Source organism: Pseudooceanicola sp. DL12 (assembly GCF_056270665.1).
In genome coordinates this window covers 3,197,214-3,212,130 of the sequence record NZ_CM149884.1, presented here as the reverse complement: position 1 = coordinate 3,212,130, position 14,917 = coordinate 3,197,214, and the positions used below count along the sequence as shown (strand labels likewise).

The 14,917-nt window shown below is 68.3% G+C and carries 7 protein-coding genes; 6 read left to right on the top strand and 1 reads right to left on the bottom strand.

The window, feature by feature from the left end:
* The first annotated feature begins 2 nt into the window (after positions 1 to 2).
* The 3 genes from AC0WR5_RS14930 (at position 3) to AC0WR5_RS14920 (ending at position 5,254) form a co-directional block, all read left to right on the top strand.
* Positions 3 to 3,119, top strand: a complete 3,117-nt coding sequence (locus AC0WR5_RS14930) for an efflux RND transporter permease subunit (RefSeq protein ID WP_475864270.1) — start codon at positions 3 to 5, stop codon at positions 3,117 to 3,119.
* Positions 3,120 to 3,459: 340 nt separating this feature from the next.
* Entirely contained in the window at positions 3,460 to 3,789 is a 330-nt protein-coding gene (locus tag AC0WR5_RS14925) for a hypothetical protein (RefSeq protein WP_475864268.1), read from the top strand.
* Positions 3,790 to 4,030: 241 nt separating this feature from the next.
* Positions 4,031 to 5,254: a TetR/AcrR family transcriptional regulator gene (locus tag AC0WR5_RS14920; RefSeq protein ID WP_475864266.1), complete on the top strand. Its 1,224-nt coding sequence runs from the start codon at positions 4,031 to 4,033 to the stop codon at positions 5,252 to 5,254.
* Here AC0WR5_RS14920 and AC0WR5_RS14915 read toward each other — a convergent pair whose 3' ends face one another.
* Positions 5,255 to 7,618: a Tex family protein gene (locus AC0WR5_RS14915; RefSeq protein ID WP_475864264.1), complete on the bottom strand. Its 2,364-nt coding sequence runs from the start codon at positions 7,616 to 7,618 to the stop codon at positions 5,255 to 5,257.
* 247 nt (positions 7,619 to 7,865) lie between these two features.
* Between AC0WR5_RS14915 and AC0WR5_RS14910 the strand changes: the two genes are divergently transcribed.
* From AC0WR5_RS14910 to AC0WR5_RS14900, 3 genes are all read left to right on the top strand, one after another.
* Entirely contained in the window at positions 7,866 to 11,276 is a 3,411-nt protein-coding gene (locus tag AC0WR5_RS14910) for a transglutaminase family protein (protein WP_475864263.1), read from the top strand.
* 120 nt (positions 11,277 to 11,396) lie between these two features.
* Complete coding sequence (locus AC0WR5_RS14905; RefSeq protein WP_475864261.1) at positions 11,397 to 13,985, top strand: circularly permuted type 2 ATP-grasp protein; 2,589 nt, start codon at positions 11,397 to 11,399, stop codon at positions 13,983 to 13,985.
* 4 nt (positions 13,986 to 13,989) lie between these two features.
* The gene (locus AC0WR5_RS14900) at positions 13,990 to 14,868 is read left to right on the top strand and encodes a transglutaminase family protein (protein WP_475864260.1); all 879 of its coding nucleotides are present in this window, start codon (positions 13,990 to 13,992) and stop codon (positions 14,866 to 14,868) included.
* The last annotated feature ends 49 nt before the right edge of the window (positions 14,869 to 14,917 follow it).

Genomic DNA, 14,917 nt, shown 5'->3' with positions numbered 1-14,917 from the left:
CCATGTTCCTGACCCGCATCGCCGTCGCCCAGCCGGTCTTTGCCACCATGATGATGGTGGCGATCTCGGTCATCGGCCTCTTCGCCTATCAGCGCCTGCCGGTCGAACAGCTGCCCAACGTCGACTTCCCCGTCGTCGCGGTGGTGGTCTCCTATCCCGGTGCCACCCCCGAGGCGGTCGAGAACGACATCATCGAGCCCATCGAGGAGGCGGTTTCCACCCTCAGCGGGCTCGACACCATCGAGAGCACCGCCCAGACCGGCGCCGCCCTCGTGCTGATGACCTTCGATCTGGAAATCGACAGCGCCGATGCCTCGCAGGAGGTGCGCGACAAGGTTGCCCAGATCAGCGGCGATTTTCCCGATGCCGCCGAGGAACCGCAGATCCTGCGCTTCGACCCGAACGAGATCCCGGTGATGTCCATCGGCATCTCCTCCGACGTGCTCGGCCCGGGCGAGCTGACCCAGCTCACCGAAGACGTGATTTCCACCCGCCTCGCCAATATCAACGGTGTCGGCCGGGCTTCCGTGGTGGGCGGCCTGCCGCGCGAGGTGCAGGTGCGCATCGATCCGGATCGCCAGGCCGCGCTCGGTCTCGGCGTGGTCGAGGTCACCTCCGCACTCTCCGCCGACAACCTCAACCTGCCCGCCGGCAGCGTCACCGACGGCGCCTCGAGCCAGTCGGTGCAGGTCGAGGGCCGCATCGGAGACCTGCGCGATTTCGATGACGTGATCATCGCCACCCGCAACGGCCAGCCCGTGCGCCTGGGCGATGTCGCCACCATCGGCACCGACCTGGCCGAGGCCGAAAGCCTCGCCATGATCGACGGCAGGCGCGCGCTGGCGGTCGACGTGGTCAAGACCCAGGGCTCCAACACCGTCGCCGTGGCCGAGAGCGTGCGCGAGGAAATCGCCAAGATGCTCGAGGAGCCGCAGTTCGAAGGCGTCGACATCGTGGTGCTGCGCGACAATGCCGAACCGGTCGAGGAGAGCTTCGAATCCGTCCGCTCGATGCTGGTCGAGGGTGCGCTGCTGGCCACCATCATCGTCTTCCTCTTCCTCAACTCCTGGCGTTCCACGGTGATCACCGGGCTGACGCTGCCGATCGCCATCCTCGGCACCATGGCGGTGATCTATTTCCTCGGCTTCACCCTCAACATGATGACGATGATGGCGCTTTCGCTCTCCGTCGGCCTGCTGATCGACGATGCTATCGTGGTGCGCGAGAACATCATGCGCCACCTGCACATGGGCAAGTCTCACCACGACGCGGCGCTCGACGGCACCAACGAGATCGGCCTGGCCGTGCTCGCCACCACGCTCTCCATCGTCGCGGTCTTCCTGCCCGTGGCCTTCATGGACGGCATCATCGGCCGTTTCTTCCTGCAGTTCGGCGTCACGGTCTCGGTCGCGGTGCTGATCTCGCTCTTCGTCTCCTTCACCCTCGACCCGATGATGTCCTCGGTCTGGTACGACCCCTCGGCCGCACCCGATGCGAAGCGCGGGCCCATCGGCCGCGCCGTGGCGCAGTTCGACCGGCTCTTCGAATGGATCGGCGCCAGGTACGTTTCCCTGCTCCGGACCTGCCTGCGCTATCGCAAGTCGACGCTGCTCGCCGCGCTCGGGGCCTTCGTCGGTGGCCTCCTGCTGATCCCGGTGATCGGCGCGGAATTCGTGCCGCCGGCCGACAACTCGGAAATCCAGATCGAGCTGACCACTCCCGTGGGATCCACCCTCGACCGCACCGCGGAAAAGATCACCCAGGTCGATGCCGTGCTGCGGCAGTTCCCACAGATCCGCTCCACCTATGCCACCGTCAACTCCGGCTCCTCCTCGAGCACCGACAACGTGGCCACCATCTATGCCGAGATGCTGCCCCCGCTGGAGCGCGACATCACCCCCACCGAGATCACCGGCGAGGTGCGCGAGGCGCTCAAGGCGGTGCCGGGGGCCAAGTACATCGTTTCGGCCGATCCCGGCCTCGGCGGCATCTCCGCCCCGGTCCAGGTCAAGATCTACGGCGACAACCTCGACACGCTCGAGCGCCTCGCCAATGAACTGGCCGCCTCGATGCAGGACATCGACGGGCTGGTCGACATCCAGACCTCGCTCGATGACCCGCAGCCGACCCTTGGCATCCGCATCGACCGCGACGCCGCTTCCGACCTGGGCGTCACCCTCAGCCAGGTCGGCAATGCGCTCTCGCCGATGCTGGGCGGCACCACGGTTTCCGACTGGTCCGATCCGCAGGGCAAGAGCCTCGACGTGGTCGTGCGCCTGCCCGAGCAGTACCGCGACGATCCCGGCACGCTGGGATCGCTGCCCATCGTGGCCAATGCCGACGGCACCGGCGTGGTCCGCCTCGATCAGGTGGCCGAGGTCGTCCAGACCGAGGGCCCGGGCGAGATCACCCGCGAGGATCGACAGCGTTCGGTTCAGGTCACCGCCAACCTGCAGGGCAAGACCGCCGGCGAGGTCACCCGCGATGTCCAGGCCCGCATCGACGCGATGGATTTCCCCGTCGGCTACAGCGCCGGCATGGGCGGTGACGCCGAGGATATCGCCGAGACCGGCGCCACGGCAGGCACCGCGCTGCTGCTGGCGGTGGTCTTCATCTACCTCGTTCTGGCCTCGCAGTTCGGCAGCTTCATGCAGCCCTTCGCGATCATGTCCTCACTGCCGCTGGCGCTGATCGGGGTGATCCTCGGGCTGCTGATCGGCGGCTCGACCCTGAACATGTTCTCGGCCATCGGGTTCATCATGCTCATGGGGCTCGTGGTCAAGAACGCCATCCTGCTGGTCGACAACGCGAACCAGCGCGTGGAGGAGGGCCATCATCTCTTTGATGCGCTGGTCATCGCCGGCTCCACCCGCTTCCGGCCCATCGTGATGACCACGCTCGCGATGATCTTCGGCATGGTGCCGCTGGCGCTCAACCTGCATGGCGGCTCGGGTCAGAATGCGCCCATGGCGCATGCGGTGATCGGCGGGCTGATCTCCTCCTCGCTGCTCACGCTCGTGGTGGTGCCGGTGATCCTCACCTATGTCGATACCTTCGGCAAACGGGTGGCGCGGCTCTTCCCGAAGGGGCCCGATGAACAGGCGCGGCACGGTCACTGAGCGCCGCAATGTCCCGAACCCGCTGCAGGGCCCCCCACCGGGGGCCCTTTTGCGCTTGGCCGCGATGGCGCCCATTCCCTCCTTGCGGAGCGTGCTGCGCTGCCGCATGCCCAGGGGGGCGGCAAAGCGCCTTTCCTACAAGGGGTTGCGCACCATTCCTTCGCGAATGCAGCGTGATTTCCCGTCGTGGAGCTCCCGTAACGTTGCGTTTTGAAACGATTTTCGTCGAGAGGCTTTTGTTGATAAGTCGTATAAAAATTGGGCGAGGGTTCTGCTCAAGACTTTACCAGTCGTTAATAAACAGAGGCCTAATCTCGCGGATGCTCAGGAGGGTAGATTTATGTTCCACCATGATTTCGAGGGGCAGCCCCACGGACGGTCCTACCCGGCCGAGGCGCTCTTGATGACCCGTGACCGCGGCAACGCCGGCAAGGGGTTCGCGGTGGCGCTCGGTGGCTGTTTTGCGGGCGTCGCCTTTGCAATCGCCGCCTTCGCCGTCGGGGCCGGTCTCTGGCTCTCGCTCCTGGTCTACTTCCTCGCGGCGCCTGCCATGACCCTCCTGATCGGTCTGGCGATGCATGCGCGCGTCACCTCTGCAAGGCAGCCGGTTCTCGCACCCGTGCCATCGGCCGCCAGGCGCCCGGATCCCCGGGGCAATCAGCCTCGCTGAGGGCCGGGTTGCACGCGATCGGCCGATCCGTATCCGCGTGCTGCCTTCCACGCCTGGCATTCCCCGACCGGAAGGGCCTGTCCGATTCCTCCTGGTCGGGCAGCTTTCACACCCGCTGCCGCTTCGCAATCAGGCGGCCGGGCAACACCCGCGCGGCCCGCATCGTGCCGGGCGGCTTCCCCATGGCGTGCGGCCTGCGCCCCTGCTAGGCAGGGGCATGCCCCCTCGCAGCACCCCGGCCATGGCCGATACCCTTTCCTCCGACCCCACCGATCGTTTCAGTCAGAAACGGGATGAAATCGTCGCGGCCGCCGCCCGGCAGGTGGCCGAACGCGGCCTCAAGGGGCTGACGCTGGTGGGCGTGGCGCGCATGGTGGGGCTCAACACCACCTCCATCACCTACTACTTCCGCCGCAAGGACCTGCTTGCCGTCGCAGCGATGGAGGACGCCCTCGAGCGTTTCGCCGAGATGCTGGCGCCCGCCGATGGGGCCGCCGATCCGCGCGAATACCTCTACACCGTGCTGCAGCGCAACTTCGAGCTTGCCGCCGCGATCCGTCAGGGCAGGGCGGCGCCGCTCACCATCCTGTCGGACATGCGCGCGCTGGAAGAGCCCGACCGTTCGCGCCTGATCACCGCCTATTTCCGCCTTGTCGCCCAGGTCGCCACCCGGTTCGGCCCGCGCCCCGATGCCCGTGCCAAGGGGCGCGCCGTGGCCCGGGCCCAGCTCTTCTGCGACCTGCTGCACTGGGCCCGCACCTGGCTCACCCTCTATTCCGAGGACGATTTCCCCCGGGTCCAGGCCCGGCTCTACGACCTGCTCGTCAACGGACTGGCTCAGCCCGGCGCGGCCTGGGACCCGCAGATCCTGCCCGTCGATCCCGCCGCCGCCCCCAGCCGCGCCATCACCGCCGAGAGCTACCTTCAGGTCGCCACGCCGCTGATCAACGAGCGCGGCTATCGCGGCGCCTCGGTCGAGCGGATCGCCGCCCAGCTCGAGGTTTCCAAGGGCAGTTTCTACCATCATATCAACGGCAAGGACGATCTCGTCCTGGCCTGTTTCGACCGCTCCTATTCCCGTGTCAGTCGCGTGCAGCATGCCGCCATCGCCCTGCCGGGCGGCGACTGGCAGCGGCTCACCTCGGCGCTGGCCACTCTTGTGGATCTTCAGTTCCGCGACGAGCTGCCACTGCTGCGCGATACCGCCATGCTCGCCCTGCCAGAGGAGATGCGCCCACATGTGGTCACCCGCTCCGACCGGCTCGCGCGGCGTTTTGCGGGCATGATCAGCGACGGCATCGCCGGCGGCACCATCCGCCCGGTCGATCCCGCCATTGCCTCGCAGGTTCTGATGGGGGCGATCAACTCCGCCGTCGACATGGCACCGCGGGTGCCGCGCTGGCCCTCCCGGGCCGAGGCGGTCCGGGATTACACCGGACCGCTGGCCTACGGCTTCTTCAGCTGATCATTTCTTCTTCATGGCATCGAGCAGCGCCGCGCCGAACGCGCCGGGCTGGTCGTCGCGTTTCGGCGCGCTGCCAAAGCTGCCGCCCTTGCCGCCGCCGCCCTTCGGCCCCCGGTTCGGCTTGCCGCCCTGGGGTCCGCGCAGGCCGGCATCGCGGGCGCGCTTGTCCTCGCGGGCCGAGGTGCCACCGTCCTTGCGCATGGTCAGGCCGATGCGCTTGCGCGGCACGTCCACCTCGGTCACCGTCACTTTCACCACGTCACCGGCCTTCACCACCTCGTGCGGATCCTTCACGAAGCGATCGGCCAGCTGGCTGACATGCACAAGGCCATCCTGATGCACCCCGATATCGACGAAGGCGCCGAATGCCGCCACGTTGGTCACCGTGCCCTCCAGCACCATGCCGGGCTTCAGGTCGGTGATCTCGTCCACGCCCTCGGCAAAGCTCGCGGTCTTGAAGCTCGGGCGCGGGTCGCGGCCCGGCTTCTCCAGCTCGCTCAGGATGTCGCGCACCGTGGGCAGGCCGAATGTCTCGTCCACGAACTGCTCCGCCCGCAGCCCCTTCAACGCCGCGTCATTGCCCATGATCGCGCGCAGGTCGCGGCCACAGGCCTTCACGATCTTGCGCGCCACGCCATAGGCCTCGGGGTGCACGGCGCTGGCGTCCAGCGGCTCGTCGCCATCGGTGATCCGCAAAAAGCCCGCGCATTGCTCAAAGGCCCGCGGGCCCAGCCGCGCCACGTCCTTCAGCTGCTTGCGGCTGCGAAAGGCGCCATTGGCCTCGCGGTGCATCACGATGCTCTCGGCCAGCCCGGCGCCAAGGCCCGACACATGGGTCAGCAGCGCCGCCGAGGCGGTGTTCAGGTCCACGCCCACGGCGTTCACCGCGTCTTCCACCACCGCTTCCAGCGACTTGCCCAGGCGGTGCTGGTCCACGTCGTGCTGGTACTGGCCCACGCCGATGCTCTTCGGCTCGATCTTCACCAGCTCGGCCAGCGGATCCTGCAGCCGTCGCGCGATCGAGACCGCGCCGCGCAGGCTCACGTCCAGGTCCGGGAATTCCTTCGCCGCCAGTTCCGAGGCCGAGTAGACCGAGGCACCGGCCTCGCTCACCACCACCCTGGTGGGCTTCTTCACGTGGTCGGGCAGCATCTTCAGCGTTTCGCCCACCAGCTTCTCGGTCTCGCGGCTGGCCGTGCCGTTGCCGATGGCAATCAGCTCCACGCCATGTTTCGCGATCAGCGTCAGGATCGTGTGCTGCGCCCCGCGCACGTCGTTCTTGGGCTGGAAGGGATAGAGCGTATCGGTGGCCAGCACCTTGCCCGTGGCGTCGATCACCGCCGCCTTCACCCCCGTCCGGATGCCCGGATCAAGGCCCAGCGTCGCCTTGGCGCCCGCCGGCGCGGCCAGAAGCAGGTCCTTGAGATTGCGCGCGAAAACGGCAATCGCCTCTTCGTGGGCGCGGCTCCGCAGCTCGCTCATCAGGTCCAGCGTCATCGACAGGCTCAGCTTCACCCGCCAGGTCCAGCCCGCCACCTTGCGCAGCCAGGCATCGCCCGGGCCGCTGCCGCCGGCGTGCAGTTTTGCCGCGATCATGTCCACCGGGCGCTCGGCCTCTTCCTCGGGGGCCGCGATCTCGGTGGTCACGATGCCCTCGTTGGCCGCCCGCAGCATCGCCAGCGCGCGGTGGCTCGGCACCTTGGCCCAGGTCTCCACGTGGTCGAAGTAATCCGAGAACTTGGCGCCCTCCTGCTCCTTGCCGGGCACCACGCGCGCGCGCATCACCGCCGCCCGCTGCATGTAGCTCCGCAGGCTGCCCACCAGCTCGGCGTCCTCGGCCAGCCGCTCGGTCAGGATGTCGCGCGCGCCGTTCAGCGCCGCCTTCACGTCTTCCACCGCCTCGGTCACATAGCCCGCCGCCAGCGCCTCGGGATCGGCGCCGTGATCGGCCAGGATCGCATCGGCCAGCGGCTCCAGGCCGTTTTCCCTGGCGATCATCGCCTTGGTGCGCCGCTTCGGCTTGTAGGGCAGGTAGATGTCTTCCAGCTGTGCCTTGGTCTCGGCCTTCGCGATCGCCACGGCCAGGTCATCGGTCATCCTGTCCTGGGATTCGATGCTCTTCACGATGGCGCCGCGGCGGTCTTCCAGTTCGCGCAGATAGGACAGCCGATCCGACAGCGTGCGCAGCTGCGTGTCGTCCAGGCCCCCGGTGGCCTCCTTCCGGTAACGCGCCACGAAGGGCACCGTCGCGCCTTCGTCCAGCAGCTTCACCGCGCTGCCGACCTGCTCGGGCCGGGCATTGATCTCGGTGGCGATGATCCGCGCGATACGATTGGAAATCTCGGGGGTAGGGGTGGTGACCAAGGCTCATTCTCCAAATCTCGGAGTGCCTTTCTAGTGCCCCGCCGGCCCCCCGCCAAGCGATTACATCGACCACCCCGGCAATCGGCAACCTGCGGCGGCAGGGACACGCCCACCATGTGCCCGTGGCGCAGGCAATCGCCTTTCGCTTGACTCGTTAACCCTCTCTGGGCTCGACAATCATTTGTAAGGTGCCTGTATCCGTGGAAGTCTGACCCGGCATTCAGGACGAAACAGACGGGCGGAGCAAATGTCGATCAAAGCGGCCATTCATCACCTAACCCATTACAAATACGACCGTCCTGTCACGTTGGGGCCACAGGTGATCCGCCTGCGGCCGGCGCCGCATTCGCGCACCCGGGTAATCTCGCATTCGCTCAAGGTCTCGCCCGAGACGCATTTCGTGAACTACCAGCAGGACGCCTACGGCAACTGGCTGGCGCGCTATGTCTTCCCCGAGCCGGTGCGCGAGTTCAAGATCGAGGTCGACCTCGTCGCCGACATGACGGTCTACAACCCCTTCGATTTCTTCGTCGAGGAAGAGGCCGAGGAATATCCCTTCGCCTACCCCGAGGAGATCCGCGACGATCTCTCGATCTACATGAAGCCCGAGCCCGCCGGCCCGCACCTGAAGAAGTACCTCAAGAAGATCGAGAAGCTGGTCGGCACCAAGAAGAACAAGGCCCGTACCGTCGACATGCTGGTGGGCCTCAACACCAAGCTGTCGAACGACATCGGCTATGTCATCCGGATGGAGCCGGGCGTGCAGACGCCCGAGGAAACCTTCGAGACCGGCAAGGGCTCCTGCCGCGATACCTCCTGGCTGCTGATCCAGATCCTGCGCCACCTCGGCTTTGCCGCCCGTTTCGTCTCGGGCTACCTGATCCAGCTCAAGCCGGACCTCGTCGCCCTCGACGGTCCCGCCGGCACCGATCACGATTTCACCGACCTGCACGCCTGGTGCGAGGTCTTCCTGCCCGGCGCCGGCTGGATCGGTTTCGATCCCACCTCCGGCCTGCTGACGGGCGAGAGCCACATTCCCCTGGCCGCCACGCCGCATTACCGCAATGCCGCGCCGATCTCCGGCGGGTTCTCCGCCGATGGCCAGCCCGAGGTGGATTTCGACTTCGACATGACGGTCACCCGCGTGGCCGAACACCCCCGCATCACCAAGCCCTATTCCGAAGAGGCCTGGGATGCGCTCGACGCCCTGGGCAACAAGGTCGACGAGGCCATTGCCGCCGCCGACATGCGCCTGACCATGGGGGGCGAGCCCACCTTCGTCTCGATCGACGATTTCGAGAGTGCCGAGTGGAATACCGGCGCCGTCGGCCCGATGAAACGCGGCCTTGCCGACGGGCTGATCCGGCGGCTGCGCGACCGTTTCGCGCCCGGCGGCTTCCTGCATTACGGCCAGGGCAAGTGGTACCCCGGCGAGACCCTGCCGCGCTGGACCTTCTCGCTCTACTGGCGCCGCGACGGCAAGCCGATCTGGAAGAACGCCGACCTGATCGCCCGCGAGACCAAGGACACCAAGGTCGGCCCCAAGGAGGCCGAGAAGTTCCTCAAGGAAATGGCCGATGGCCTTGGGGTCGAGGATGAATTCGTGCTGCCCGCCTACGAGGATCCCGCCGAGTGGATCCTCAAGGAAGCCGAGCTGCCCGACAACGTCTCCCCCACCAATTCCAAGCTGAAGGACGCAGAGGCCCGCAGCCGCATCGCCCGCGTCTTCGAACGGGGGCTGACGAAACCCTCGGGCTACGTGCTGCCGGTGCAGCGCTGGCAGGGCCGGTCGTCGTCCGGCAAATGGCAGTCGGAGCTGTGGAAATTCCGCCGCGGGCATCTCTTCCTGATCCCCGGCGACAGCCCCGTCGGCTTCCGCATGCCGCTCAACTCGCTGCCCTACATCAACGAGAGCAACTATCCCTACATCAACACCGCCGATCCCACCGTGCCGCGCGGTGACCTGCCCGAGTTCGAGCGCCGCGCCTCGCGGGCCTCGCGCGGCTCCGGCCAGGAGGCCTCGGCCCAGGCAGGGCAGGGGCAGGCCGGGCAGGGGCAGGCGCGCGCCTCCTTCCGCCCCGACACCGGGGCACAGGATCAGCGCGATCAGACCATCGTCGGCGAGAGCATCGGCGGCTTTGTCCGCACCGCCCTCGCAGTCGAGCCGCGCGACGGCCGGCTCTGCGTCTTCATGCCGCCGGTCACCAATATCGAGGACTACCTGGAGCTGCTCTCCGTCGCCGAGGATGCCGCCGAGGCCGTCGGCCTGCCGGTGCATATCGAGGGCTATGCCCCCCCGGGCGATCCGCGCCTCAACGTGATCCGCGTCGCTCCCGATCCCGGCGTCATCGAGGTCAACGTGCACCCCGCCGCCAGCTGGCAGGAGTGCAAGGAGATCACCAACGGCGTCTACGACGAGGCCAGGCAGTCGCGCCTCGGCGCCGACAAGTTCATGATCGACGGCAAGCACGTCGGCACCGGCGGCGGCAACCATGTCGTCGTAGGCGGCGAGACGACGAACGACTCGCCCTTCCTGCGCCGCCCTGACCTGATGCGCTCGCTGGTGCTGCACTGGCAGCGCCACCCTTCGCTGTCGTATCTCTTCTCCGGGCTCTTCATCGGCCCCACCTCCCAGGCGCCCCGCGTCGACGAGGGGCGCGCCGACAACCTCTACGAGCTCGAGATCGCGCTCAACCAGATCAACGCGCCCGGTCAGGGCGTGCCGCCGCTGCCCTGGCTCACCGACCGGCTGCTGCGCAACCTGCTGACCGATGTCACCGGCAACACCCACCGGGCCGAGATCTGCATCGACAAGATGTTCTCGCCCGACGGGCCCACCGGCCGCCTCGGCCTGGTCGAGTTCCGCGGCTTCGAGATGCCGCCCGATCCCCGCATGTCGCTCGCCCAGCAGCTGCTGATCCGCGCGCTGCTCGTGCGCTTCTGGCAGTCGCCCGTGGGCGGCGAGTTCACCCGCTGGGGCACCACGCTGCATGACCGGTTCATGCTGCCGCACTTCATCTGGGCCGATTTCATGGACGTGCTGGGCGACCTGCGCCGCCACGGCTTCGATTTCCGCTCCGACTGGTACGAGGCGCAGCAGGAATTCCGCTTCCCCTTCTGCGGCGAGGTCGAATACGAGGGCGTCCACCTCGAGTTGCGCCAGGCGCTCGAACCCTGGCACGTGCTGGGCGAGACCGGCGCCATCGGCGGCACCGTGCGCTATACCGACAGCTCCACCGAACGGCTGCAGGTCAAGCTCACCACCTCCGATCCCGGCCGCTATGTCGCCACCTGCAACGGCCGCCGCGTACCGCTGACGAAGACCGAGACCTCCGGCGTCGCCGTGGGCGGCATCCGCTACAAGGCCTGGCAGCCCGCCGAGGCCATGCACCCGGTGCTGCCGGTCAGCGCGCCGCTGACCATCGACATCTTCGATACCTGGACGAACCGGGCGCTGGGCGGCTGCGTCTACCACGTGGCGCACCCGGGCGGGCGCAACTACGACACCTTCCCGGTCAATGCGAACGAGGCCGAGGCGCGCCGCCTGGCCCGCTTCGAAGGCCGCGGTCACACCCCCGGCCTCTACATGCCGCCGCAGGAGGTTCCGCATCGCGAATTCCCGATGACCCTTGACCTTCGCCGGGCGCCGGGCATCTAGAGAGGCAGGCCGGGGCGCGTGATGTGCCCCGGCCACCGATTTTGACGCAGACGCAGGAAGGGGCGGGGGCATGGCCTGGCCGAGGATGATCAGCTGCCGTGCCGCCGGGAAGGGGGCGCCATGACGACGGATGCACCGCCGCCACCCCAGCAGCAGGGCCAGGCACAGTCCCAGTCCGGGCCCCAGTCCGGGCCCCAAAACGAGCCCCAGACCCAGACCCAAACTCAGCCCGTGCAGCCGCCCGGCACCGCGTCGAAAGCCGCGGGCCCGGCGGTGCCGGCCTTTGCCGCCGATCTGCCCGCCGCCCAGCAGGCCCGCCTGCAGGAGCTGCTCTCGCGCTACCGCCCGCTCAAGGGCGTCTCGGACGAGCTGATGGACAGCGCCGGCGCCATCCGCCCGGTCTGGCAGCCCTTCCTCAGGGAGCTTTCGGCGCTCAGCCCCGACGGGGTGAACCACGCCATCGCGCGCGGCACCCAGTACCTGCGCGACGCCGGCGTCTTCTTCCGGCACTACGGCCCCGACAGCGAGGAAGAGCGCGACTGGCCGCTGTCGCACCTGCCGGTGCTGATCGACAGCGCCGAATGGTCCTCGATCGCCGCGGCCCTCGTCGAACGTGCCGACCTGCTCGAGGACATCATGGCCGATGTCTACGGCCCCGGCGACCTGGTGAAACAGGGCCTGCTGCCGCCGGCGCTGCTGGCCTCCAACCCGGAATGGCTCCGCCCCATGGTAGGGGTGAAGCCGCGCTCGGGCCATTACCTGCATTTCCTCGCCTTCGACATCGGCCGCGGCCCCGACGGCAAGTGGTGGGTGCTGGGCGACAGGGCACAGGCGCCCTCCGGCGCGGGCTTCGCCCTCGAAACCCGCATGGCCACCACCCGCAGCTTCGCCGGCATCATGGGCCGCTCCAACGTCATGCGGCTCGCGGGCTTTTTCCGCGCCTTCCGCGATGCGCTGTTGGCACTGCGCTCCGAGGATGACAGCCGCGTCTCGATCCTCACCCCCGGCCCGATGAACGACAGCTACTTCGAGCACGCCTACATCGCCCGCTACCTCGGCTTCCTGCTGGTGCAGGGCGAGGATCTGGTGGTGCGCGACGGCCGCCTGATGGTGCAGACCGTCGGCGGCTTCGAACCCATCTCGGTGCTCTGGCGCCGGCTCGATGCCGAATGGCTCGATCCGCTGGAACTCAGGGAAGACAGCCAGATCGGCACGCCCGGCCTGCTCGGCGCCCTGCGCTCGGGTCAGCTGATGATGGTCAATGCGCCCGGCTCCGGGGTGCTGGAAACCCGGGCCTTCATGGCCTTCCTGCCCGCCATCGCGCGCAAGCGGCTGGGCCGCGAGATCTCGATGCCCAACATCGCCACCTGGTGGTGCGGCGGCGCCTCGGCGCGCGATTACGTGCGGCGCAACTTTGCCCGCATGACCATCGACACCGCCCTCTCCACCAGCCTGCCGTTCGACCATTCGCCCGAGGCGGTGATCGGCGGCGCCCGGCCTGACGGCAGCGCCCTCGATGCCGCGGGGATCGCCGCCATGGTCGATGCCGGCGCCGGCACCCTCGCCGCGCAGGAGATCGTCTCGCTCTCCACCGCGCCCGCCTTCGTCAACGGCCGGCTCGAGGCCCGACCCACCTCGCTCCGGGTCTTCCTCGCCCGCACCTCGCAGGGCTGGCAGGTGATGTCCGGCGGCTTCGCCCGCATCGGCCATACCGGCGCCTCGGCGGATATCTCGGTGCAGCGCGGCGGCGCCGTCTCCGATGTCTGGGTGGTGGCCCCGGAACCGCCGGCCGACGACAGCCTGCTGGCCGCCTCCGGGCCCCGCCCGGTGCTGCCGCAGCTGGCCGCGCTGCCCACCCGCGCCGCCGACAACCTGTTCTGGCTGGGCCGTTATTCCGAACGCGCCGAGCACACCATCCGCCTGCTCAGGGCCTATCACCTGCGGCTGGCGGAAAACGGTCTCGTCGACCTGCCGCTCACCCGCTACCTGGCGCGCGCGCTGGGCGACATGGGCGTCGACGTGACCGAGCCGCTGCCCGCGGGCCTCGCCGCCGACCTGCAGGCGGCGCTGGCCTCGGCGGGCCGGATCCGCGACCGTTTCTCGACCGATGCCTGGAACGCGCTCACCGATCTTCAGCGCTCGGTCAACCGCATCGCGCCGCAGCTTCAGCCCGGCGATGACGCCGCCCGCGCCATGTCGGTCTTCCTGCGCAAGATCGCGGGTTTCTCCGGCATGGTGCACGAGAACATGTACCATGCCACCGGCTGGCGCTTCCTCTCGCTCGGCCGCAACATCGAACGCGCCTATGCCTCGGCGCGGATGCTTGTCACCTTCACCGCGCCCACCGCGCCCGAGGGCGGCTACGACATCGCCATCGAGGCCGGCGACGTGATCATGACCCATCGCAACCGCTTCCCGGCGGCGATCTCGCGCGCCAGCGTGCTCGACCTGATGCTGCTGGACGAGGGCAACCCGCGCTCCGTCCGCTGCCAGCTCAGCGACATCCTGCGCCACCTCGACTGGCTCGACGAACTGCCGGGCCGGCACCGGCTCAGTGGCCAGATGAGTCCGATCCGCCGCGAGGTGCTGCAGCTGCAGACCACCCTCGCCGTGGCCCGCCCCGAGGAGATCTCTCCCCACAGGCTCGCCGATATCGCCGCCGCCACCGCGCGGTTCTCGGGCCTGCTCACAGACACGTACCTGCGGTAGGGCCATGCGGTATCAGATCACCCTGCGCATCAGCTATGATTACGACAGCCCCGCCGACGTGGGCCGCCACCTGCTGCGCCTGACGCCGCTCGACCTGCCGGGGGTGCAGCGCGTCACCGACAGCGCGCTCTCGCTGCGTCCGCTGCCCTCCGAACAGATCACCCGGCGCGATTTCTTCGGCAATATCTGCACCGAGATCGCCTATGTCGATCCGCAGGAGGCCACCGAGTTCGAGATGATCGCCCATGTCGACCGGCAGGATCCGAACCCGGGCATGGATGTCTCGCCCCGTCGCGACGGGTTTCAGGCCGAACTGGCCAATCTCACCTCGCTGGTGCCGGTCTCGCCGCATCATTTCCTCGCGCCATCGCCGCGGGTGCCGCGCCACGCCGGCATCGCCGCCTGGGCCGCCGAGGCCGCGCGCGAGGCCGCGACCGCCTATGCCACCGTCGATGCGATCTGCACCGCGCTGCACCGCGACATGACCTTCGACAGCACCGCCACCCTCGTCGATACCCCCATCGACGAGGCCTTCGAGCTGAAACGCGGCGTCTGTCAGGATTTCACCCATATCGCCATCTGCGCCCTGCGGTCGCTGGGCATCCCGGCGGGCTATGTCTCGGGCTTCCTGCGCACCCTGCCGCCGCCGGGGCAGGCGCGGCTCGAGGGGGCAGACGCCATGCATGCCTGGGTGCGCGCCTGGTGCGGCAAGGACATGGGCTGGGTCGAGTTCGACCCCACCAACGCCATCCTCGCCGGCACCGATCACGTGGTCATCGCCTATGGCCGCGACTATTTCGATGTCTCCCCGGTCAAGGGCGCCCTGCGCATCGCCGGCGGCGCCCGCACCGCGCAATCGGTCGACGTGCTGGCGCTCGACTGACCGCCCCGACGCCGCACAAACCGCCACAGGAACCGCCAGAGCTTCGGCG